Source organism: Streptomyces sp. A3M-1-3 (assembly GCF_024213665.1).
In the GTDB taxonomy this organism is placed as follows: Bacteria; Actinomycetota; Actinomycetes; order Streptomycetales; family Streptomycetaceae; genus Streptomyces.
The window spans coordinates 338,623-360,778 of record NZ_JANAVP010000002.1 but is presented as its reverse complement, the minus strand read 5'-3'; the positions used below and the strand labels follow the sequence as shown (position 1 = coordinate 360,778).

The window sequence follows — 22,156 nt, the reverse complement described above, 5'->3', positions numbered from 1 at the left end:
GTTCGTCCGTCAGATCTGCACGCGCCACAACACAAGATCATTTCACAGGCGAGATCCACTTTCGCAACAGGCCCTAGGGCTCGGCCCCCGCGTCGCGGCGGGACGGCTGATCACTCGTACTCGGTGCCGCCCTGTTCCGGTCACCGAATAGCTCTCTGGTAGCGTCGCGCTCTTCGGTCGGCGGAAGCCGCGCCCGGAGTCCTGACAGGACGGGCCGACATGGCATCCACTGCACTCGCCGCCGCGGTCGACCGGGTACGAACGGTCTTTGCCGGCATGACCAGCCCGAACGAGACCGGTTGCACGCACTGTTACGGCGAGGAAGAGATCGCGCTGCTGCGCACGCCGGACGAGCCGCTGCCCGAGGATCTGATGATCTCGTTCGTGCACAAGACACCGGACCACTTCACCGATCATCCCGCTGCGTTCAGACGGCTGCTGCCGCAGTTCACCGCCTACCTCGCGTCGGGCCGCTTCGAGGCGCTCGGTTACGGGTCGATCGGCCACGGACGCACCGGCTGGCACTCCTGGCCGGAGCAACAGGCCACTGCTGTCGACCAGTTCCTGAACGTCTGGTGGCTCGACACGCTCGCCACCGCGTCTCCCGCCAACTCGGTGGACGCTGTCTTCGCTGCTTGTGCGGACCTGCGCGGGACGGTGACTCCGATGCTCGACCGCTGGGCGGCACAACCGGTGGGAAGTCTGGCCGACGCCCACCTCGTCGAGACCATCGACCACTGGATCGACGACTTGATCAACGACTGCCTTCAGAGGGTGACTTCCTCGTGGTACTGGTTCGACCGCGAGGAGCCACTCGCTGAGATCCAGGCATGGGTCCTCGCCCACGCTCCCGCTCGTCTGTGGGCCCGGAACGCCGACCCCCTGCTCCACTTCAAGATCGGCCTGCTCGCCCTGCCCTATGACGGCCGATGGTCCGAGGACGTGTGGGCCAACGCGCCCAGTACCAGCTGAGCGTTGGACGACGCCCGTCTGCCGTCCGGGAGCACGAGTACATCCTCCAGGCCGATCCGGGTGTCCAGTCCCAGCCGCAGGGCCAGCCGCAGCACCGGCCATGCCGCGCCGTCCTCGCCGTGCAGCAGCACCGGCCGGCCGTGCGCCGCGCCCAGTGCGGCCAGCAGCTCCCGGCCGGTGTCCTGCGCGGTCGCCGGATCCGGGTCGGTCACCTCGGCCAGTACCCGCAGGACGCGCGGCGCGAGCGGCGAGGCGAGGAAGCGGCCAACGCCGTCCGTGCCGGACCAGATGCCCGCCTCGACACCCACGCCCCGCTCCAGCAGCGCCGCCGCCACCGCCTCCGCCCCCGGCTCGTGCCAGTTCACCGAGGCATGGTCGGGCAGCACCGTCCAGGACCGGACGCGCTCCACCCGGCGCTCCGGATCCGGCTCGGCCCAGGCGCCCGTGGTAACCCCCACCGGTACGGACACCGCAGCCCGTATCGCCGTCAGCGCGGCCGCGACCGCGCGCGGCGACAACGTGTCCTCGCCGCACGGGGACTTGGGGTGCACATGCACCTCACCGGCCCCGGCCGCGACGGCTGCCGCCGCCGACTCCGCCATCGCCCCCGGCGAGAGCGGTACCGCCGCACTGTCGGCCGCGCCGCGCGGACCGTTCAGACACACCTGAATGAGCATGCATCCGATGGTGCCGCACGGCACTGACAACGCGGGTGCGCGCTCTGGTGGCCCGCACCCCGCACCCCGCACCCCGCATCGTCACGCGACCGAGGCCAGCTGCCTGCGTCGCGCGGGCCCCTTGGCGGCAGCCATCGCCTCGGACGTCAGAACGGGCTGTGGCACCACAATGCCGCAGCCCGTGCAGACCGGTCCGTACCAGGGCTCGTGAGCCAGATCCTGACGCCAGACGATTCCCGTCCCTTCGCACACCGGGCACGCCGTGCCGGGCGCCGCCTCCAGAGCGGAGATCAGCCGACGCAGCACCTCGCCGAGTGGTTCGGGAGGACGGACGGCCGGATTGTCGCACCGTGCCACCCCGTTGCCTCCCCAGGTGCACCGGTGCCAGTCGTCGATCGATCCGGGCTGCCTCAGCCCGTCGTGCTTCTCGCGCTTGCGCCGCTCCGCGAACTCCGTCTCGTACGCGAGCCAGACGGACCGTGCCTCTTCCAGCTCCTCGAGCGCGGCCACCAGCCGCGCCGGATCAGCCGCCCGGTCCTCGGGCTCGATCCCATGCCTGGCACACAGATGGTGCCAGGTCGCCCTGTGCCCATAAGGGGCGAACCTTTCCAGGCACTTACGCAATGAATAGCGCCTCAGCGCCAGGTCATTGCGCGCGTCACGCACCTGTCTCGCAAGACTCCGGAACCCGGCCATCGCACTGCCACCTCCGTCGCTGGTACTTCGGCGTCGAGGAATGGACGTACGACTTCCCGGTTTGGCTCCATCCAAAATCGAATGGCGGCCATCAACAGGGGTGAGCGGCGATCCGGACATGCTGATTTCCGCGCTGGCGCACAACCCTGCCCTGCCCGCGCCCCAGCCAGACGGCGCCGAGGCCGGCGGTGCGCCCTCGGCCGGATCGCCGGCGCCGGCTTCGGCTGTGCTCAGCGGTAGAGCAGGTATTCCCCGCGTACCCGGCGGAATGTGGTCAGCTCGCCCTGCCATGCTGCCACCACGTCGTCCGTTCCCGCGCCCGCGTCGATCATCGTGCGGACCCGGCTGGAACCCGTCAGCTTGTCGATCCAGTTGTCCGGCCGCCAGGCGAAGCCGCTCCAGCTCCGCTTCGCCGTCACCAGCAGGGCGATTCCGGTCCGAACCGGGTCGTACGACCGCCGTTCGTGGACGTGCACCTGGACCCCGCCGACCGTCTTGCCCTGGAACTTGGAGAACGTCGGGGCGAAGTACGCCTCGCGGAAGTGCACGCCCGGGAGCCGTTCCGCATTCGCCGCCTGGGCCCACCGCCGGTCGATGCCCTCCGCGCCGAGCAGTTCGAACGGCCGGGTCGTACCGCGGCCCTCGGAGAGGTTCGTCCCCTCGAAGAGGCAGGTGCCCGAGTAGACCAGCGCGGTGTCGGGCGTCGGCATGTTGGGGCTCGGCGGCACCCACGGCAGGCCCGTCGCGTCGAAGAAGTCGGTGCGCTTCCAGCCCGACATCCGCACCGTCTCCAGCCGCACCGGCGGGGCGAGGAACTCGCCGTTGAAGAGCCGGGCCAGCTCACCGACCGTCATGCCGTGCGCCTGCGGGATCGGCTCGCGGCCGACGAAGGTCGCGAAGGCCTTGTCGAGCACCGGCCCGGACGCCTGCCGGCCCGTCACCGGATTCGGCCGGTCCAGTACGACGAACCGCCTGCCCGCGAGCGATGCGGCGACCATGCAGTCGTACAGCGTCCAGATATACGTGTAGAAGCGGGCACCGACGTCCTGGATGTCGAACACGACGGTGTCCACACCCGACGCGGTGAAGATGTCGGCGAGCGGCTGCCCGCTCTTGAGATAGGTGTCGTAGACGGGAAGGCCGGTGGCCGGATCGTCGTGGCGGCCCTCCGAGCCGCCCGCCTGGGCGGTCCCCCGGAAGCCGTGCTCGGGGCCGAAGACGGCGACCAGGTCCACCCGCTCGTCGGCGTGCATGACGTCCACGAGGTGGCGTGCCTCCGCGGTGATGCCGGTCGGGTTGGTGACGACGCCGACCCGCTGTCCGTCCAGCAGGGCATACCCGTCGGCGGCCAGCCGGTCGAAGCCGGTACGCACTCGCCCGTGCCCGGCGCCCGCGGCGGCGGCCGGCGCTGCCGCCGCGAGGACACCGGCGGCTCCCGCCGCGCCGGTGGCGGTCAGCAACCCCCGTCTGGACACGCTCATACGGTTACCTCCGCGATCGCCTCGGCTGTCATGGCCACGCACGCTAGCGCTCATGACGGCCCCGGGGAACGATGCGCGCGGGTCCGTCGGTGTCCACCCCTTCCGCCGATACATACCGACTGGTTAGTCTGCCCAGCAACCGGCAAGCGAGAGGCAGGAGCCAGCGTGAGCGCGATGCAGGGTGCGGGAGTGGTCGTCACGGGCGCCGGAGGCGGTATCGGCGCCGCACTGGCGCGCAGGTTCGTGGCCGAGGGCGCGCGTGTCGTGGTCAACGATCTGGACGCGGAGAAGACCAAGTTGATCGCCGACGAGATCGGCGCCACCGCCTTGCCCGGCGACGCCTCGGCCGTCGTGACCGCCGCCCGCGAGGCCCTCGGCGGGCGGGTCGACGTGTACTGCGCCAACGCGGGCCTGGCCTCGCCCGGCGACGCGTTCGCCGACGAACAGGTCTGGGCGTCGGCCTGGGACGTCAATGTGATGGCGCATATCAGGGCGGCGCGCGAGCTGCTGCCCGACTGGCTGGAGCGCGGCAGCGGCCGCTTCGTCTCGACCGTCTCCGCCGCCGGTCTGCTGACCATGGTCGGCGCGGCGCCGTACAGCGTGACCAAGCACGGAGCGCTCGCCTTCGCCGAATGGCTCTCGCTCACCTACCGGCACCGCGGGCTGAAGGTGCACGCGATCTGCCCGCAGGGCGTACGGACGGACATGCTGACCGCCGCCGGAACCGCCGGCGAACTCGTCCTCGCGCCCACCGCGATCGAGCCCGAGGACGTGGCCGACGCCCTCTTCGAGGGCATCGAGGCGGACCGCTTCCTGATCCTCCCTCACCCCGAGGTGGCCGGTTACTACGCGGCCCGGGCTACCGACCCCGACCGCTGGCTGGGCAATATGAACCACCTGCAACAGAAGTGGGAGGGTGTATGAACCAGTCGCAGCAGTCGATATACGCACAAAAGCCCTGGCTTGCGCAGCTGAGCGAGGCCCAGCGCGCGCCGGTCACGCCGCCCGAGAGTGTCGTGCACTCCTTCCGTGCGGCGGTCGGCCGGGCTCCCGAGCACACCGCCCTCGCCTACTTCGACGGGCGGCTGAGCTACCGCGAGACCGACGAGCTCTCCGACTCGGTGGCCGGGTATCTCGCCGCCCGTGGCGTGCGGCGCGGCGACCGGGTCGCGATCATGCTGCAGAACACCCCGCACTTCGTACTCGCCCTGCTCGGCGCCTGGAAGGCCGGGGCCACGGTCGTGCCGGTCAACCCGATGTACAAGGCCGGCGAGGTCGGGCACGTCCTGCGGGACGCGGAGGTGACCGCACTGGTCTGCGCCGACCGCGCCTGGGAGTCGTACCTGCGGGAGGCGGCCGCAGAGTCGCCGGTACGGATCACCCTCACCGCCTGCGAACTGGACCTCCAGACCAGGAACGACACCCGCGTCCTCGGCTTCGAGCGCCTGCCCCGGGCGGCGGACGCCGAGGACCTCATCGACGTCGCTCGCCGCGCGTTCCCGGCCCCCGCCGACCGCGTCCTCACCTCCGCCGACGTGGCGCTGATCAGCTACACCTCGGGCACCAGCGGCGCCCCCAAGGGAGCCCTGAACCACCACGGGGCGATCACCTACAACGCCGAACGCCAGCGCACCGGCCATCCGGTCCCCGAGGGCGCCTGCTACTTCGCGCTCGCGCCCCTGTTCCACATCACCGGCATGGTCTGCGAACTGGCCGCCTGCTTCGCCAACGCCGGCACGCTCGCCCTCGCGTACCGCTTCGAGACCGGCGTGGTCCTCGACGCCTTCGCCGAGCACCGCCCCGCGTACACCGTGGGCCCCTCCACCGCGTTCATGGCGCTGGCCGCCCACCCCGCAGTCACCCGCGACCACTTCAGCTCCTTCCAGGTCATCTCCTCGGGCGGGGCGCCTGTGCCGCCCGCCCTGGTGGAGAGGTTCCGGGCGGGCTTCGGCCCGTACATCCGCAACGGCTACGGCCTCACCGAGTGCACCGCGCCCTGCGCCGCCGTCCCGCCGGAGAAGGAGGCCCCGGTGGATCGCGCCTCCGGCACCCTCTCCGTCGGCGTCCCCGGCCCCGACACGGTCGTACGGATCGTCGACGAGAAGGGCGAGGACGTCCCGTTCGGCGAGCAGGGCGAGATCGCGGTGAGCGGCCCGCAGGTCGTCTCGGGCTACTGGGGCCGCCCGGACGCCACCGCGCAGGCGTTCCCCGGCGGCGAACTGCGTACCGGCGACATCGGTTTCATGGACCCGGACGGCTGGCTCTACGTCGTCGACCGCAAGAAGGACATGATCAACGCCTCCGGCTTCAAGGTCTGGCCGCGCGAGGTCGAGGACGTGCTGTACACGCACGAAGCGGTACGCGAGGCGGCCGTCGTGGGCGTCCCCGACGCGTACCGCGGGGAGACGGTCAAGGCGTACGTCAGCCTCCGCCCGGGCGCCGACGTGCGGCCCGCCGACCTCTCCGCGTACTGCGAGGAGCGGCTGGCCGCGTACAAGTACCCGCGCGAGGTGGAGATCCTGCCGGAGCTTCCCAAGACCACGAGTGGGAAGATCCTCAGGCGGGAACTGCGTTCCCGCGCATAGCACAGTCAGGCGAACGAAAGGGCAGGTGGCGGACATGGCCAGGACGACGGACGGAGACGCTACTCCCGTCCCGCAGCGGCTGCTGGCCGCCGCCACCCGGCTCTTCGCGGAGCGCGGGTACGACAGGACATCGGTTCAGGAGATCGTCGAAGCGGCGGGCGTCACCAAGGGCGCGCTCTACCACTACTTCGGCAGCAAGGACGACCTCCTGCACGAGGTGTACGCACGCATGCTGCGCCTCCAGCAGGAGCGGCTGGACGCCTTCGCTGACGCCGACGCGCCCGTGGAGGAGAGGCTGCGCGGCGCCGCCGCCGACGTGGTGGTCACGACCATCGAGAACCTCGACGACGCCATGATCTTCTTCCGCTCGATGCACCACCTGAGCCCGGAGAAGGACAAGCAGGTGCGGGCGGAGCGCCGGCGCTATCACGAGCGGTTCCGCGCGCTGGTCGAGGAGGGCCAGCGCACCGGGGTGTTCTCGAAGGCGACCCCCGCCGACCTGGTGGTGGACTACCACTTCGGCTCCGTCCACCACCTGTCCACCTGGTACCGGACGGACGGGCCGCTCACGCCGCAGCAGGTCGCCGATCACCTCGCCGACCTGCTGCTGCGCGCGCTGCGGCCCTAGAAGTACCTCAGAGGTACTTCTTCAGTTCGCGGCGGGCCAGCGAGCGCTGGTGCACCTCGTCGGGCCCGTCCGCGAGCTTCAGCGTCCGCGCCGCCGCCCACAGCTCGGCGAGCGGGAAATCCTGGCTGACGCCGCCCGCGCCGTGCACCTGGACCGCCTTGTCGAGGATGTCGACGACCGCGCGCGGCGTGGCGATCTTGATGGCCTGGATCTCGGTGTGCGCCCCGCGGTTGCCCACCGTGTCCATCAGCCAGGCGGTCTTCAGCACCAGCAGACGCAGCTGCTCGACCGTGACGCGCGCGTCCGCGATCCAGTTCTGTACGACGCCCTGCTGGGCCAGCGGCTTGCCGAAGGCCGTACGGGTCACGGCCCGGCGGCACATCAGCTCGATGGCCCGCTCGGCCATGCCGATGAGCCGCATGCAGTGGTGGATCCGGCCGGGGCCGAGGCGGGCCTGGGCGATGGCGAAGCCGCCGCCCTCCTCGCCGATCAGGTTCGACGCCGGCACCCGGACCCGGTCGAAGACGACCTCCGCGTGCCCGCCGTGGGAGTGGTCCTCGTACCCGTACACCTGCATCGCGCGCCGGACTTCGAGACCGGGGGTGTCCCGGGGGACGAGGATCATCGACTGCTGGCGGCGCTGGTCGGCGCTGTCCGGGTCGGTCTTGCCCATCACGATGAAGATCTTGCAGTCGGGGTTCATCGCGCCGGAGATGTACCACTTGCGGCCGGTGATGACGTACTCGTCCGCGCCGTCCGCGGCTCGCTCGATGCGCGTCTCGATGTTCGTGGCGTCCGAGGAGGCCACCTCGGGCTCGGTCATCGCGAACGCCGACCGGATCTCGCCCGCGAGCAGTGGCTCCAGCCACTGCTTCTTCTGCTGCTCGGTGGCGAACTGGGCGAGCACCTCCATGTTCCCGGTGTCGGGGGCCGCGCAGTTCAGTGCGGTCGGCGCCAGGTGCGGGCTGCGGCCGGTGATCTCGGCGAGCGGGGCGTACTGCAGATTGGTCAGTCCCGCCCCGTACTCGGCGTCGGGCAGGCTGTGCTGGTCCACAAAGAAGAGGTTCCACAGGCCCTGTCGGCGGGCCTCGGCCTTGAGGTCCCCGACCACCGCCGGGGTGTCCCACGGCGAGGCGAGCAGCGCGCGCTGCTCCTCGGCGACCGCCTCGGCCGGGTATACGTGCTCGTCCATGAAGGCCAGCAGCTTGGCGCGCAGCTCTTCGGTTCGCGCGTCGAATGCGAAGTCCATGAGGTGTCTCAGCCTTCCTTGAGGGTGGTGAGGCCGTGCTCGATGAAGACGGGGACGACGTCGCCGATCCGGTCGAAGCCGGCGCCGACCGTCTGGCCCAGCGTGTAGCGGTAGTGGATGCCCTCGAGGATCACCGCGAGCTTGAACCAGGCGAAGGCGGTGTACCAGGAGATCGCGGAGGTGTCCCGGCCGGAGCGGGCGGCGTAGCGCTCGATCAGCTCCTGCGGGGTCGGGTGGCCGGGGGCCCCGGCGGTGGTGCTGACCGGCGAGTCGGGCAGGTCCAGCTCGGCGCTGTACATCACCAGCAGGCCGAGGTCGGTGAGCGGGTCGCCGAGCGTGGACATCTCCCAGTCCAGGACGGCCTTGATCGAGTCGTCGGAACCGATCAGTACGTTGTCGAGCCGGTAGTCGCCGTGGACGACGGTCGGCGCGGGGGAGGCGGGCAGCGGGCGGCCCAGCCCGGCGTGCAGCTCGTCGATGCCGGCCAGCTCGCGGTTGCGGGAGGCGTCGAGCTGCTTGCCCCAGCGCCGCAGCTGGCGGTCGAGGAAGCCCTCGGGCCGCCCGAAGTCGGCGAGCCCGGCCGCGGCGGGGTCGACGGCGTGCAGGTCGACGAGGGTGTCGACGAGGGCGAGCACCGCGTCACGGGTGCGCTGCGGCCCGAGCGAGGCGAGCTCGTCGGCCGTACGGTACGGAGTGCCGTCCACGAACTCCATGACGTAGAAGGGCGATCCGATGGCCGAGTCGTCCTCGCAGAGCAGCACCGGTGCGGGCACCGGAACCGCGGTCCCGTACAGGGCGTCGATCACCCGGTGCTCGCGCTTCATGTCGTGCGCGGTGGCCAGGACATGCCCGAGCGGCGGACGGCGGACCACCCAGCGGGAGGCGCCGTCGGTGACGGAGTACGTGAGGTTCGACCGCCCGCCCTCGATCAGCCGGCCGCTCAGCGGTCCGCTCACCAGGCCGGGCCGCTCGCGGTCCAGGTGGCCGCGCAGCCGGTCCAGATCGAGGCCTGGTGGGTGGACTGAGCTCATGATGGGCACCTCCGTGCGGGGTGGGACGATCGGTGATGGATCTCTGGTGATGAATCGATACGGAGCATCATGCCGACCAGTCGGTATGCGCGTCCAGAGGGGCGACGGAACTCCCGTCCCGGCCCTGGAGTTTCATCTGTGTCCCTGAATAGGGTTCACGTATGGATGCAGCGCTGATCATTGACGAGGTCCGGCTCACTCCGATCCTGATGTCCGATCCGCCCCTGCTCAACACCCGGGGGGTCCATCAGCCGTACACCCCCCGCCTCATCGTGGAGGTCGTCACACGCGGCGGGGTGACCGGCCTGGGGGAGACCTACGGGGACACGAAGTACCTGGAGACCGCCCGGCCCCTCGCCGAAGCGCTGCCCGGACGCCCGGTCACCGATCTGAACGGGCTCCTTCCCCTCGCCGCCGAGGTGTGCGGCGCGTCACGTGCCACCGACGACCGGGTGGCCGCCGGCGGACTGCGCGGAGCGCAGACCGCGGACAAGCTCCGGCTGTCCGTCGTCTCCGGCTTCGAGGTCGCCCGTCTCCCGCAGTTCGGCGAACGCGCCGAGGCCGGCCTGCCGCGCCGTTTCCAGCGGGCTCAGCCCCTTGGCGCGCCCGGCCTCGGCCAGCTCGGCGACGAACCGCAGACAGCGCCTCCTGTCAGTTGACGCCGCGTGCCGCCCCTGACTCCGGTATGTCGTACGGCCCGTCAGCCGACCGCCGCCACCGCGAACGCGGCCAGGGCGATCGTGCAGACCGCCACGGTCGCCGCGCCCCGCAGCGACAGCGGCGCCGGCCGCGCCGTCGACAGGGCGAGGATGCGGCGGTGCGCCACCACGAGAAAGCCCAGCCAGACCAGCGCGCTCAGGCCGGCCGCGACCACGCCCTGCGGGGTGACCCCGCGCTGCAGGGCCTGCTTGCCCGCCAGTACGGCAACGACCGTGCAGGTCAGGGTCGTACGCCGCCAGGCGAGCCGAGTCCGCTCCGGCTGCAGCCCCGGATCCCGTACCCGGCCGGTCACCGGCCGGACCTGCCGAAGAGCACAACCACGACCATCGCCACCGCGACCACGCCGACCGCGAGGCTCAACAGCGTCGGGAAGCGCGACACCGGCAGATCCTCGCCGCGCCGCATCGCCCGCTCGCAGCGCACCCAGTGATTGACCGCCCGCAGCGCGCACAGCGCTCCCGCGGCGAGCAGCGCGAGCGCCATGCCGACCCGGACGCCCCAGCGCAGGTCGGGCAGGAACTGGTCCACCGCGAAGCCGCCGCCCACCAGCGCGAGCGCGGTCCGGACCCAGGCCAGGAAGGTGCGCTCGTTGGCGAGCGAGAAGCGGTAGTCGGGGGTCTCGCCCTCCTCGCGGATGCGCTGGGGCGCGAACCAGAGCCGCAGGCTCCGCACAAAGTCGATCACGGCCGCACCCTACTCGCGGCTCAGCGCGTACGGTGCGCGCGCAGGCGGCGGTACGCCGCGAGCCCGTCGGGCACCCACTCCCATTCCTCCAGACGGCGCTCCACCTCGTCCTCGGTGAGGAAGCCGTGCCAGGCGACCTCCTCCACCTGGGGGTTCACCGGCAGGTCGCAGCGGACCTCGTAGACGTACGACCACCAGCTGTGCTCAGGGCTCTCGTACAGGAACTTGAACAGGGGGACCGGCCGAGGAAGCCCCGAGACCCCCAGCTCCTCCTCCGCCTCGCGCAGGGCCGCCTCGTCGTACGACTCACCCGCCCCGACGACCCCGCCGACGAACATGTCGTACAGCGAGGGGAAGACCAGCTTGGTCGCGGTACGCCGATGGACGAAGATCCGCCCCCCGGCGTCCCGCGCGAGCACGAACGCACACCGGTGGCGCAGCCCCTTCTCCGTCGCCTCGCCACGCGGCGCCTGCCCGACGACGCGGTCCTGTTCGTCGACGATGTCCAGGATCTCGTCAGCAGCCATACGACCATCCAAGCAGGCAGTCAGGAGGGTGCGGAACGGTTGACTAGTTACTGCCGCGTACGGAAGATCGACCCACCGCACTCACCTCCCGCCCGGCAAGGATGGAACCCATGGCGTACGACGCTGATGTGATCGTGATCGGGGCCGGGCTCGCGGGCCTGGTGGCCACCGCCGAGCTCGTCGACGCCGGGCGCAAGGTGATCCTGCTCGACCAGGAGCCCGAGCAGTCGATCGGCGGCCAGGCGCACTGGTCCTTCGGCGGGCTGTTCTTCGTCGGCTCGCCCGAGCAGCGGCGGCTGCGGATCAAGGACAGCCGGGACCTGGCCATGCAGGACTGGCTGGGCACGGCCGGATTCGACCGCGCCGAGGACCACTGGCCGCGCAAGTGGGCCGAGGCGTACGTCGACTTCGCGGCGGGCGAGAAGCGGTCCTGGCTGCACCGCCAGGGGGTGAGGTTCTTCCCGGTCGTGGGCTGGGCCGAGCGCGGCGGGTACGACGCCAACGGCCACGGCAACTCCGTACCCCGCTTCCACATCACCTGGGGCACCGGCCCCGGTCTCGTCGCGCCGTTCGAGCGCCGGGTGCGCGAGGGCGTGGCCAAGGGGCTGGTGCAGCTGAAGTTCCGGCACCGGGTCACCGGGCTCTCCCGTAGCGCGGGCACCCTCGACACGGTGAGCGGCGAAGTCCTGGAGCCGTCGACGGCCGAGCGCGGCACCGCGAGCAGCCGGGAGGTCGCCGGGGCCTTCGAGTTCCGGGCGCAGGCGGTGATCGTCACTTCGGGCGGCATCGGCGGCAACCACGATCTCGTACGCGCCCAGTGGCCCGACCGGCTCGGCAGCCCGCCCGAGAAGATGCTGTCCGGGGTGCCCGCGCACGTCGACGGGCTGATGCTCGGCATCGCGGAGGCGGCCGGTGCCCGCAACATCAACAAGGACCGGATGTGGCACTACACCGAGGGCATCGAGAACTGGAACCCGATCTGGGCCAGGCACGGCATCCGCATCCTGCCGGGGCCGTCCTCGCTCTGGCTGGACGCGCGCGGCAAGCGGCTGCCGGTACCGCTGTTCCCCGGTTTCGACACGCTCGGAACGCTGGAGCACATCACCAGGTCGGGCTACGACTACACCTGGTTCGTCCTCGATCAGCGCATCATCGGCAAGGAGTTCGCGCTCTCCGGCTCCGAGCAGAACCCGGACCTGACCGGCAAGTCCGTCCGCGACGTGATCGGCCGCGCCCGCGTCGACGTGCCGGGCCCGGTGAAGGCGTTCATGGACAACGGCGTGGACTTCGTCGTGGAGAAGGACCTCAGCGCGCTGGTGCGCGGAATGAACGCGCTCACAAAGGAGCCGCTCATCGACGAGGCCGAGCTGCGCAGGGAAATCACCGCACGCGACCGCGAAGTCGCCAACCCGTTCACCAAGGACCTTCAGGTGATGTCGATCCGCGGAGCCCGCAACTACCTGGGCGACAAGCTGATCCGGACCGTCGCCCCGCACCGCATCCTCGACCCCAAGGCCGGTCCGCTGATCGCCGTACGGCTGAACATCCTCACCCGCAAGTCGCTCGGCGGCCTGGAGACGGACCTGTCCTCGCGGGTGCTGGCCGACGACGGACAGGCGCCGCTGCCGGGACTGTACGCGGCGGGGGAAGCGGCCGGCTTCGGCGGCGGCGGGGTGCACGGCTACCGCTCCCTGGAAGGCACGTTCCTGGGCGGCTGCATCTTCTCGGGCCGCGCGGCGGGCCGCGCCGCCGCCAAGGCGGTCGGCTAGCGGGTGAGGCGTTCGACGACGCGGAACCGTTCGGCGACGACCAGGGTGTCGTCGTCGACCTCGAACTCCGGGTCGCCGAGCGCCTCGCGTACCTCCGCGCTGTGCCAGAACTTCTCGTGCCCGGCCCGCCATGCGGCGACCGACGTGTAGCCCTCTCCCTCGTCCACCGCGTGCCGCAGGTCCACGTCGCCCAGCCGCAGCACCCGTACCTCGGTCAGCTCGATCACGGCGACCTCATGCCCGTCAGAGTCGATCAGGGCCGACCGCTCACCGACCGGCGGGAGTTCCTCCTGCTCGGCGTCGTACTCGGCGAGCAGTCCGGTGGTCGACACCTTGTCCCCGCTGAGCACCGCGGCGACCAACTGGTCGCGGAGCGGCCCCGGGAACGCGAGCAGATAAGGGGGGAGCGATTCGTGTTCCGGCATACGGACACTGTACGGCCGACCTGCCGCATCGGCGCAGGTGAGAGGCAAGTGGACGCATCGTGAAGGTAGTTGAAGGTTGACCGGATCCAGGTCGGCCTTGACTCGGAGCAGTGCCTACCGGTTTGCTGTGCGTGATCATTCGCTTGCACACCACGTCGTAGAGGAATTCCGCGGATGTCCCCGCCTCCGCCACCCCTCGGCCGCCCCCGCAAGAGGGACGCCCAGCTCTTCGACCCGGCCCTCGGCGACACCGAACTCGTGACCGTACGAGGGCAGTTCGCCCAGGGCCGCTGGTCCAGGGCCCGTTCCCTGCTCGCCGAGACCGGCGACGACTGGGACCGCCGCGGCCACCGCCTCGTCGTCCTCGCCGAGGGCAACGCATCCGCCGCATGGGCCGACGAGTGGCTGCTCGCCGAGCCGGAGAGCGCCGACGCCTCGGCGCTGCTCGCCCTGGCCACCGTCTTCCGCGCGCTGCGTGGCAAGGAGTCGCCCGAGCCTGCCGCCGAGGCCTGCCGGAGCGCCGCAGAGCTGGCCCCCGGCGACCCCACGCCGTGGCTCGGCCTGCTGATGCTCTCGCGCTCCTTCGGTACGGAGGAGGAGTTCGGGCGGCTCTTCGACCAGGTCCGCGCCCGCCACCGCGAGCACCACCACGCCCACCACCTCATGGTCGCGCGCCTGGCAGAACGCCGGTCCGGCGCCGGCCAGGACCCGCTGCACGAGGTTTACGACTTCGCCGCCTGGGCCGCGGAGCAGGCACCGGCGGACTCGCCGCTCGCCGTGCTGCCGGTGATCGCGCACGCCGAGCGGTACCGCGTCCTCGCCGCCGGCACCGAGCCGGGGACCCCGGGGGTCTCGGAGCACTGGTCCGGACGGCGCGCCCGCCAGGTGCTGAAGTCCGCCTTCGACTGGTGGCTCGAATGGGAGCGGGAGGACCATCCGCGCAACCGGATCGACCTCAACTTCCTGGCCCACGCCAAACTCCGCGAGGGCCGGCCCGCCGAGGCGGCCGCCCTCTTCCACCGCATCGGGCGGCACGCCACCCGTGCGCCCTGGTCCTATCCCGACCTGGACCCCCACAAGGCGTTCCTCGCCGCGCGCAACGCCGCGCTCGGCTCCGCATGATCCGCATATCCGGAAAGGACAACCCCGCCATGGCGACGGGCAGTTCGAGCACGAGCACGAGTACGAGCACGAGCGCGGATGCGAGTGGCATCAGCACCTACAAGGGTCAGGACCGGGCGCTGCGCGCCGACCGCCTCGGCACGGCGGGTCTGCTGCTGTCCGTCCTCGCCGCGAGCGCCCCCCTGATGGTGGTCGCAGGTGTCATGCCCACCACATTCGGGGTGATGGGGATCGTGGGGCAGCCGCTGCTCTTCGTGATCCTGGGCATCGTCCTGATCCTGTTCAGCGTCGGATACGCCGAGATGAGCCGGCACGTCCACAACGCCGGCGCCTTCTACGCGTACATCGCCCGGGGCCTCGGCCCCACGGCCGGCGCCGGGGCCTCCCTGGTGGCGCTCGTCGCGTACAGCGCGATGCAGGTCGGCGTCTACGGAATCCTCGGCTTCGAGATATCCGGCCTCTTCGCCGCCTACCTCGAGATCGAACTCGCCTGGTGGATACCGGCCATGGCCACTGTAGTGATCATCGGCGCGCTCGGTTTCCTGAAGATCGACCTCAACGCCAAGGTGCTCGGCGTCCTGCTCCTCATCGAATGCGCCCTGGTCGTCATCTTCGACATCGCCGCCGTGGCCGACCCGGGCAAGGAGGGCCTGTCCCTGCACGCCTTCAACCCGGACACCCTCACCGGCGCCGGACTCGGCACCGCCCTGTGCTTCTGCATCGCCGCCTTCGTCGGCTTCGAGCAGTCCCCGGTCTACGCCGAGGAGACCAGCCGCCCACACATCGTCGTCTCCCGCGTGATGTTCCTCGCGGTCGGCTTCGTCGCGCTCTTCTTCGCGCTCAGCTCCTGGGCGCTCACGGTCGCCACCGGACCCGGCGCCGTGGTCGAGGCGTCCCGGGAGGCCGGACCCGGCCTCCTCTTCGCCCTCACCGAGAGCCGCCTCGGCGGCGCCTTCACCGACGTCCTGCACGTCCTCTTCGTCACCGGCATGTTCGCGGCGCTGCTCAGCTTCCACAACGTCGTCGCCCGGTACGCCTTCGCCATGGGCCGCGAGGGCCTGCTGCCCGCCTCCTTCGGCCGGACCAGCCGCACCAGCGGCGCCCCGGCGACCGGCTCGCTCCTGCAGTCCGCCGTCTCCGTGGTCGTCGTCCTGGCCTTCGCGCTCGGCGACGACAAGCCCGTCGGCGACCCGACCGCACCGGTGCTCCAGCTGTTCACCTGGATGGGCAACGTCGGCGCCCTCGGCATCATCGTGCTGATGGCCGCCGCCTCCTTCGCCGTCATCGCCTTCTTCGTACGCCGCGGAACCGCCCGCGCACAGGCCGCACGGCTGGTCGCCTCGGCGCTGGCCGGCCTGGCGCTCATCGGCATCGCCGTCTACACGGTCCGGGACTTCGAGGTCCTGGTGGGGGCCGGTCCCGGCTCCGCGCTCAGCTGGATCCTGCCCGGCATCATCGGCGCGGCCGTCGTCGTCGGTCTGGTGTACGGCGCGGTGCTGCGGTCCGTGAAGCCGGACGTGCACGCCCGCATCGGACTGGGCAACGAGGCGTTCCGGCTGGAGAAGGCCGCCGAGTCTCTCTGAGCTGCCCAATTCTGACGGAAGTCTGACGAGCACCCGCGGAGCCTTGGCCATCGGCCGCCGCGGGTGCTCGAATCATCATGTGACCACAGAACAGCCCCCGGACGGGCCCCCGGGCGAACCCCCGGACGCCGACGGCCGGGGCACCCCGGTGGGGCGGCGCCTCGTCCTGTCGATGCTCGGCCTCGGCGCCGCGGGTCTGGCCGCCGGGCCCTACCTGCAACGCGGACTCGAAGCCGCCCTCGGCGCGGCCGCCGACAAGGACCCCACCGGACTCACCGGACTGCTGCCCAACGGCGGCGGCTTCCGCTACTACTCGGTGGCCACCTCCGTCCCGCACCGCGGCCCGGAGAACTACCGGCTCACGGTCGACGGACTGGTCGCCCGCCCCGCCACATACACCCTCGACGCGCTGCGGCGGCTCCCGCAGACCCGGATCGTGCGCGACGTGCAGTGCGTCACCGGCTGGCGGGTCCCCGACACCCCGTTCGAGGGCGTCACCCTCTCCCGCCTCCTCGACGCGGCCCGGGTGCGCCCGGAAGCCCGGGCGATCCGGTTCACCTGCTTCGACGGCACGTACAGCGAGAGCCTCACCCTCCCGCAGGCCCTCCGCGCCGACGTCCTGGTGGCCCTGCGTATGCAGGACAAACCGCTGACCCATGCGCACGGCGGCCCGGCGCGTCTCTACATCGCGCCCATGTACTTCTACAAATCCGCGAAATGGCTCTCGGGCATCACCCTCACCCGTGACGTCGAGCCCGGCTACTGGGAGGAGCGCGGATATGACGTCGACGCATGGGTCGGCAAGTCGAACGGACGCGACGATGCCCCCACCGTCTGAGCCGCGGTCCGAACCGCCGTCCGAACCGCCGCGGGTCAAGCGGTTCAGCCGCGCCGAGCGCTGGATCCACCGGGCCACGGCCGCCCTGATGGGCCTGTGCGTGGCGACCGCGGCCTGTCTGTACGTACCGGAACTCGCCGAACTCGTCGGCCGCCGCCACCTCCTGGTCACCGTGCACGAATGGTCCGGACTGCTGCTGCCGGTTCCGTTCCTGCTGGGGCTCGCCTCCCCGGCGTTCCGCGCGGACCTGCGCCGCCTCAACCGCTTCGGCCGCCACGACCGGGTGTGGCTGCTGGCCGCGCTGCGCCGCGACCGCAGGCCGGCGTCCCGCCCCGCCGGCAAGTTCAACGCCGGACAGAAGACGTACGCGGGCTGGCTCGCCGGAGCGGTGCTGGTGATGCTCGGTACCGGGCTGCTGATGTGGTTCACCGGCTTCGCCCCGCTGGTCTGGCGGACCGCGGCGACCTTCGTCCACGACTGGCTGGCACTCGCGCTCGGCATTGTGATCGCCGGGCACGTGGGCATGGCACTGGCCGACCCGGAGGCACGGCGCGGCATGCGCACCGGCACCGTCGACCGGGAGTGGGCCGAGCGCGAGCACCCGCTCTGGCGCAAGCGGTGACCGCTAGATAACGAGGGACAGCAGCAGGACGAAGACGATGCCGACCACCGAGATGATCGTCTCCATCACCGACCACGTCTTGACGGTCTGACCGACGGTCATTGCGAAGTACTCCTTGACCAGCCAGAACCCGGCGTCGTTGACATGGCTGAAGAAGAGCGAGCCCGAGCCGATCGCCAGCACCAGCAGCGCCGCGTGCGTGGTCGACATGTCGGCCGCCAGCGGCGCGACCAGACCGGCGGCGGAGATGGTGGCGACGGTCGCCGAGCCGGTCGCGAGCCGGATCGCCACAGCGATCAGCCAGGCCAGCAGCAGTGTGGGAATGGCCCAGCTCTCGGAGAACTCCAGAATCATCTGGCCCACACCGACGTCGATCAGCGTCTGCTTGAAGCCGCCACCCGCGCCGACGATCAGCAGCACGCCCGCGATCGGTGCGAGCGACTTCTCGACGGTGGACGAGAGGCGCTCCTTGGTGAAACCGGCAGCGCGGCCCAGGGTGAAGATGCCGACCAGCACGGCGGCGAGCAGCGCGATCAGCGGCGAGCCTATGACGTCGGTGACCCGCTGGACCGGGTGCTCGGGGTCGTCGACGACGATGTCGACCAGGGCCTTGACGAGCATCAGGACGACGGGCAGCAGCACGGTGCTGACCGTGGCGACGAAGCTCGGCCGGCGGTCCAGATTTTCGGACGCGCGGGTGGGGAGCATCCGCTCGGGGGCGGGGATGTCGACCCAGCGGGCCGCGTACGTCGAGAACACCGGACCCGCGATGATCACCGTCGGGATGGCGACGAGCACACCGAGCGCCAGCGTGACGCCCATGTTGGCGCCTATCGCGTCGATCGCCGCCAGCGGGCCGGGGTGCGGCGGGATCAGGCCGTGCATGACAGAGAGCCCCGCGAGGGCCGGGATGCCGATGCGCATCAGCGAGTAGTTGCCGCGCTTGGCGACCAGCAGCACCACCGGGATCAGCAGCACAATGCCGACCTCGAAGAACAGCGGCAGGCCGATGATGCTCGCGATCAGCACCATCGCCCAGGGCATGGCACGCCCGCTCGCCTTCGCGAGGATGGTGTCGACGATCTGGTCCGCCCCGCCCGAGTCGGCGAGCAGCTTGCCGAGGATCGCACCGAGCGCGATGAGCACACCGACGCTCGCGACCGTGTTGCCGAGGCCGGTCGAGAAGCTGGCGATCGTCTTGCCGAGCGGGGCCCCGGCGAACGCGCCGAGCGCCAGCGACCCGATGGTCAGCGCCAGAAACGCGTGGAGCTTGAACTTCGTGATGAGCAGGACGATGACGGCGATGCCCGCCAGGACGGCGATCCCGAGCTGGGCGTTGCCCGCCGACGTGATCGGTTCCACGGGATCCGCTGCCAGCATCTCGACGCTGAGACGAGTCACGGTGCTTCCTTTACTGGTCGGGCCGGCGCAGCGCGGCGACGGCTCGGTCGGTGATGGCTTCAGGGGTGCCGGAGACATCGACGGCGACGCCGGCCTCGTCGTCCTGGAGCGGCTGGAGTGCGGCGTACTGCGAGTCGAGCAGCGCGGCGGGCATGAAGTGCCCCTTGCGTTCGGCCATCCGCTGTTCGATCAGCTCGCGGTCGCCGGTGAGGTGCAGGAAGACCGCCTCGGGCGCGGCCGCCCGCAGCCGGTCGCGGTATGTCCGCTTGAGCGCGGAGCTGCTCACCACGCCGCCCCGTCCGGCGCGGCTGTGGGCCCATGCCCCGATGGCGTCCAGCCAAGGGCCCCGGTCCTCGTCGTCCAGCGGAGTCCCGGCGGACATCTTGGAGATGTTCGCCGGGGAGTGGAAGTCGTCGCCCTCGGCGTACGGGACGCCCAGCGCCTGGGCGAGCAGGGGACCGATCGTGGTCTTTCCGGTTCCTGCCACGCCCATCACGACGATGACGTGGGGGGTGTTCATGGGTGCCTCGCTGTCTTTATCGACATCCGACATCGGTACGTCGCGCCAAGGAAACCCATTAGGTACGACGTATTCAAGAGTCTGTGACATAAACGTCGTACTTTTTCTTCCCGATCGGCGCCCCGTACGCTGACCCCATGACCACAGAGGGCCGGGGGCAGGGGCTTCACGAGAAGGTGCTGGAGTCTCTCGGGCCCGCCATCACAGGCGGCGGGTACCCGCCGGGCAGCGTCCTGCGCACCGACGAACTCGCGCAGCGCTTCGAGGTCTCACGGACCGTCATCCGGGAGGCGGTCCGGGTCCTGGAGTCCATGCACCTGGTCGAGTCGAGGCGCCGGGTGGGCGTGACCGTACGCCCCACCGAGGCGTGGAACGTCTACGACCCGCAGGTCATCCGCTGGCGGCTGGCCGGCGCCGACCGCGCGCGCCAGCTGCGCTCGCTGACCGTCCTGCGGTCGGCCGTCGAACCGGTCGCGGCCGGGCTCGCCGCCCACCACGCGACGCCCGCCCAGTGCGCGGAGCTCACCGAACAGGCGCTGGGCATGGTCGCCACCTCACGCGGACACCAGCTTGAGGCGTACCTCGTGCACGACGTCGCGTTCCACCGCGTGGTGCTCCAGGCCTCGGGCAACGAGATGTTCGCACGGCTGGGCGATGTGGTGGCCGAGGTGCTGACCGGCCGGACCCGGCACCGGGTGATGTTCGACGACCCGGACCCGGCCGCGGTCACCCTCCATGTCCAGGTCGCCGAGGCGGTACGCGAACGGGACGCGGCCCGCGCCGAAATGCTGACCAGAGAGATCGCCGTCGGAGCGCTGCACGAGCTGGACGTCCTGGTGCCGTGAGCAGGTGAGTACCGGAAAGTGAGTACAGGGAAAACAAGAAGACCCCACATGTTGTGGGGTCTTCGCTGGTGTCCGAGGGGGGACTTGAACCCCCACGCCCGATAAAGGGCACTAGCACCTCAAGCTAGCGCGTCTGCCATTCCGCCACCCGGACAAGGTGTCTGTCTCGCGGCCGCGGGCCGTTCCGACGTGGAAAACCATAGCAAACATTCGGACCCCCTCGATCACCCCTTGGGGGAGGGTGCAGGTCGCGGGAGGATGGGGCGGGACCACCAGGAGTGCCAGTGGGAGGAAGCAGCGTGACTGACTCGAACACCGCCAACACCGTCTCCGGCGAGGACGAGGTCGTGGACCTCTGTCGCGAACTGATCCGGATCGACACCAGCAACTACGGCGACCACTCGGGCCCCGGCGAACGCGCCGCCGCCGAGTACGTGGCGGAGAAGCTCGCCGAAGTGGGGCTCGAGCCGCAGATCTTCGAGTCCCACCCGGGCCGGGCCTCCACCGTGGCCAGGATCGAGGGCGAGGACCCGTCCCGGCCCGCGCTGCTGATCCACGGCCACACCGACGTCGTCCCGGCCAACGCCGACGACTGGACGCACCACCCCTTCTCCGGCGAGATCGCGGACGGCTGCGTGTGGGGCCGCGGCGCAGTCGACATGAAGGACATGGACGCCATGACTCTCGCGGTCGTACGGGACCGGCTGCGCAGCGGCCGCAAGCCCCCGCGCGACATCGTGCTGGCGTTCCTCGCGGACGAGGAGGCGGGCGGCACGTACGGCGCGCGGCACCTCGTCGACCGGCACCCCGGCCTGTTCGAGGGCGTCACGGAGGCGATCGGCGAGGTCGGCGGCTTCTCCTTCACCGTGAACGAGAACCTGCGGCTCTATCTGATCGAGACCGCCCAGAAGGGCATGCATTGGATGCGGCTCACCGTCGAGGGCACCGCCGGCCACGGCTCGATGACCAACAACGACAACGCGATCACCGAGCTGTGCGAGGCCGTCGGGCGGCTCGGCCGGCACAAGTTCCCGGTCAGGGTCACCAAGACCGTACGGTCCTTCCTGGACGAGCTCTCGGACGCGCTCGGCACCCCGCTCGACCCCGAGGACATGGACGCGACGCTCGCCAGGCTCGGCGGCATCGCGAAGCTCATCGGCGCGACGCTCCGCAATACCGCCGCCCCGACCATGCTCGGCGCCGGATACAAGGTCAACGTGATCCCGGGGCAGGCCACCGCGCACGTCGACGGGCGCTTCCTGCCCGGGTACGAGGAGGAGTTCCTCGCCGATCTCGACCGCATCCTCGGGCCACGGGTGAAGCGCGAGGACGTGCACGGCGACAAGGCCCTGGAGACCAGTTTCGACGGCGACCTGGTCGACGCCATGCAGTACGCCCTCAAGGCGGAGGACCCCATCGCGCGCGCCGTCCCGTACATGCTCTCCGGGGGCACTGACGCCAAGTCGTTCGACGACCTCGGGATCCGCTGCTTCGGATTCGCGCCGCTGAAGCTGCCGCCGGGGCTGGACTTCGCCGGAATGTTCCACGGCGTGGACGAGCGGGTGCCGGTGGACGGCCTGAAGTTCGGCGTTCGCGTCCTCGACCGATTCCTGGACAAGTGCTGACGTACAAGCTGCTGAAACGACACTCCAATAATCGGCAGCCTGTGCGCACTTGACTGAGAAGGGTGAATGGGACCATAGGCTCGTAGCTCCGCTCCCTCCTCCTCGTTACAGGTGATGCGGTCCGCGGCTGGGACCGCATTGCCAACTAGGAGGAAT

At 70.7% G+C, this 22,156-nt stretch carries 22 protein-coding genes, 1 tRNA gene and 1 pseudogene; 12 read left to right on the top strand and 12 right to left on the bottom strand.

What is annotated here, in order from left to right; genetic code table 11:
- Positions 1-219: 219 nt before the first annotated feature.
- Entirely contained in the window at positions 220-972 is a 753-nt protein-coding gene (locus NLX86_RS03635) for a hypothetical protein (protein ID WP_254370073.1), read from the top strand.
- On the opposite strand, the gene NLX86_RS03630 is transcribed toward NLX86_RS03635, so the two are convergent.
- The 3 genes from NLX86_RS03630 to NLX86_RS03620 all read right to left on the bottom strand — a co-directional run bounded on the left by NLX86_RS03630 (position 918) and on the right by NLX86_RS03620 (position 3,826).
- Positions 918-1,649, bottom strand: coding sequence for a 3-keto-5-aminohexanoate cleavage protein (locus NLX86_RS03630; protein WP_254370072.1), 732 nt, complete (start codon positions 1,647-1,649; stop codon positions 918-920). The genes NLX86_RS03635 and NLX86_RS03630 overlap by 55 nt on opposite strands.
- Before the next feature lie 81 nt (positions 1,650-1,730).
- On the bottom strand, positions 1,731-2,345 hold the full coding sequence (locus NLX86_RS03625; RefSeq protein WP_254370071.1) for a hypothetical protein: 615 nt from the start codon (positions 2,343-2,345) through the stop codon (positions 1,731-1,733).
- A gap of 230 nt (positions 2,346-2,575) precedes the next feature.
- On the bottom strand, positions 2,576-3,826 hold the full coding sequence (locus NLX86_RS03620) for an exo-beta-N-acetylmuramidase NamZ domain-containing protein (RefSeq protein ID WP_254370070.1): 1,251 nt from the start codon (positions 3,824-3,826) through the stop codon (positions 2,576-2,578).
- A gap of 174 nt (positions 3,827-4,000) precedes the next feature.
- Here NLX86_RS03620 and NLX86_RS03615 point away from each other — a divergent pair, with 174 nt between their 5' ends.
- The 3 genes from NLX86_RS03615 to NLX86_RS03605 are packed head-to-tail and all read left to right on the top strand — an operon-like array spanning position 4,001 to position 7,039.
- Positions 4,001-4,750 carry an SDR family oxidoreductase gene (locus NLX86_RS03615; protein WP_254370101.1) on the top strand — a complete coding sequence of 250 codons (750 nt, stop codon included), beginning with the start codon at positions 4,001-4,003 and terminating at the stop codon, positions 4,748-4,750.
- The gene (locus tag NLX86_RS03610) at positions 4,747-6,411 is read left to right on the top strand and encodes a class I adenylate-forming enzyme family protein (RefSeq protein WP_254370069.1); all 1,665 of its coding nucleotides are present in this window, start codon (positions 4,747-4,749) and stop codon (positions 6,409-6,411) included. The genes NLX86_RS03615 and NLX86_RS03610 overlap by 4 nt, the downstream gene beginning before the upstream one ends.
- 34 nt (positions 6,412-6,445) lie before the next feature.
- Positions 6,446-7,039 (top strand): TetR/AcrR family transcriptional regulator, encoded by a 594-nt coding sequence (locus tag NLX86_RS03605; RefSeq protein ID WP_254370068.1) that lies wholly within the window; start codon positions 6,446-6,448, stop codon positions 7,037-7,039.
- A gap of 7 nt (positions 7,040-7,046) precedes the next feature.
- On the opposite strand, the gene NLX86_RS03600 is transcribed toward NLX86_RS03605, so the two are convergent.
- Positions 7,047-8,288: an acyl-CoA dehydrogenase family protein gene (locus tag NLX86_RS03600; protein WP_254370067.1), complete on the bottom strand. Its 1,242-nt coding sequence runs from the start codon at positions 8,286-8,288 to the stop codon at positions 7,047-7,049.
- Between the two features lie 8 nt (positions 8,289-8,296).
- On the bottom strand, positions 8,297-9,319 hold the full coding sequence (locus NLX86_RS03595) for a phosphotransferase family protein (RefSeq protein ID WP_254370066.1): 1,023 nt from the start codon (positions 9,317-9,319) through the stop codon (positions 8,297-8,299).
- A gap of 161 nt (positions 9,320-9,480) precedes the next feature.
- Here NLX86_RS03595 and NLX86_RS03590 point away from each other — a divergent pair.
- Positions 9,481-9,891, top strand: a pseudogene (locus tag NLX86_RS03590) (glucarate dehydratase); the annotation flags it as partial.
- 128 nt (positions 9,892-10,019) lie between these two features.
- Here the strand turns inward: NLX86_RS03590 and NLX86_RS03580 are convergent.
- From NLX86_RS03580 to NLX86_RS03570, 3 genes are read right to left on the bottom strand one after another with little or no spacing between them, the layout of a single operon-like run.
- Positions 10,020-10,331 (bottom strand): DUF202 domain-containing protein, encoded by a 312-nt coding sequence (locus NLX86_RS03580; protein ID WP_254370065.1) that lies wholly within the window; start codon positions 10,329-10,331, stop codon positions 10,020-10,022.
- A complete protein-coding gene (locus NLX86_RS03575) occupies positions 10,328-10,723 on the bottom strand; it encodes a DUF202 domain-containing protein (protein ID WP_254370064.1) in 396 nt (131 codons plus the stop codon). The genes NLX86_RS03580 and NLX86_RS03575 overlap by 4 nt, the downstream gene beginning before the upstream one ends.
- A gap of 20 nt (positions 10,724-10,743) precedes the next feature.
- Positions 10,744-11,250 (bottom strand): NUDIX hydrolase, encoded by a 507-nt coding sequence (locus NLX86_RS03570; RefSeq protein ID WP_254370063.1) that lies wholly within the window; start codon positions 11,248-11,250, stop codon positions 10,744-10,746.
- A 110-nt stretch (positions 11,251-11,360) separates the two neighbouring features.
- Between NLX86_RS03570 and NLX86_RS03565 the strand changes: the two genes are divergently transcribed.
- Complete coding sequence (locus tag NLX86_RS03565) at positions 11,361-13,019, top strand: FAD-binding dehydrogenase (RefSeq protein WP_254370062.1); 1,659 nt, start codon at positions 11,361-11,363, stop codon at positions 13,017-13,019.
- On the opposite strand, the gene NLX86_RS03560 is transcribed toward NLX86_RS03565, so the two are convergent.
- On the bottom strand, positions 13,016-13,444 hold the full coding sequence (locus NLX86_RS03560) for an ASCH domain-containing protein (RefSeq protein ID WP_254370061.1): 429 nt from the start codon (positions 13,442-13,444) through the stop codon (positions 13,016-13,018). The genes NLX86_RS03565 and NLX86_RS03560 overlap by 4 nt on opposite strands.
- A 174-nt stretch (positions 13,445-13,618) precedes the next feature.
- Between NLX86_RS03560 and NLX86_RS03555 the strand changes: the two genes are divergently transcribed.
- The 4 genes from NLX86_RS03555 to NLX86_RS03540 all read left to right on the top strand — a co-directional run bounded on the left by NLX86_RS03555 (position 13,619) and on the right by NLX86_RS03540 (position 17,609).
- The gene (locus NLX86_RS03555) at positions 13,619-14,566 is read left to right on the top strand and encodes a hypothetical protein (RefSeq protein ID WP_254370060.1); all 948 of its coding nucleotides are present in this window, start codon (positions 13,619-13,621) and stop codon (positions 14,564-14,566) included.
- A gap of 29 nt (positions 14,567-14,595) precedes the next feature.
- The gene (locus tag NLX86_RS03550) at positions 14,596-16,149 is read left to right on the top strand and encodes an APC family permease (protein ID WP_254370100.1); all 1,554 of its coding nucleotides are present in this window, start codon (positions 14,596-14,598) and stop codon (positions 16,147-16,149) included.
- Positions 16,150-16,321: 172 nt separating this feature from the next.
- Positions 16,322-16,987: a molybdopterin-dependent oxidoreductase gene (locus NLX86_RS03545; RefSeq protein WP_254370099.1), complete on the top strand. Its 666-nt coding sequence runs from the start codon at positions 16,322-16,324 to the stop codon at positions 16,985-16,987.
- Positions 16,971-17,609, top strand: coding sequence for a cytochrome b/b6 domain-containing protein (locus NLX86_RS03540; RefSeq protein ID WP_254370059.1), 639 nt, complete (start codon positions 16,971-16,973; stop codon positions 17,607-17,609). Before NLX86_RS03545 ends, NLX86_RS03540 begins: the two co-directional genes overlap by 17 nt.
- A 3-nt stretch (positions 17,610-17,612) precedes the next feature.
- Here NLX86_RS03540 and NLX86_RS03535 read toward each other — a convergent pair whose 3' ends face one another.
- Positions 17,613-19,010 (bottom strand): gluconate:H+ symporter, encoded by a 1,398-nt coding sequence (locus NLX86_RS03535; RefSeq protein WP_254370058.1) that lies wholly within the window; start codon positions 19,008-19,010, stop codon positions 17,613-17,615.
- Positions 19,011-19,020: 10 nt separating this feature from the next.
- The gene (locus NLX86_RS03530; RefSeq protein WP_254370057.1) at positions 19,021-19,530 is read right to left on the bottom strand and encodes a gluconokinase; all 510 of its coding nucleotides are present in this window, start codon (positions 19,528-19,530) and stop codon (positions 19,021-19,023) included.
- Between the two features lie 137 nt (positions 19,531-19,667).
- On the opposite strand from NLX86_RS03530, the gene NLX86_RS03525 reads away from it, so the two are divergent.
- Positions 19,668-20,375 (top strand): FadR/GntR family transcriptional regulator, encoded by a 708-nt coding sequence (locus tag NLX86_RS03525; protein WP_254370056.1) that lies wholly within the window; start codon positions 19,668-19,670, stop codon positions 20,373-20,375.
- A gap of 66 nt (positions 20,376-20,441) precedes the next feature.
- Here the strand turns inward: NLX86_RS03525 and NLX86_RS03520 are convergent.
- A tRNA-Leu gene (locus tag NLX86_RS03520) sits at positions 20,442-20,529 on the bottom strand.
- Positions 20,530-20,674: 145 nt separating this feature from the next.
- Here NLX86_RS03520 and NLX86_RS03515 point away from each other — a divergent pair.
- On the top strand, positions 20,675-22,000 hold the full coding sequence (locus tag NLX86_RS03515; protein WP_254370055.1) for a M20/M25/M40 family metallo-hydrolase: 1,326 nt from the start codon (positions 20,675-20,677) through the stop codon (positions 21,998-22,000).
- Positions 22,001-22,156: the final 156 nt, after the last annotated feature.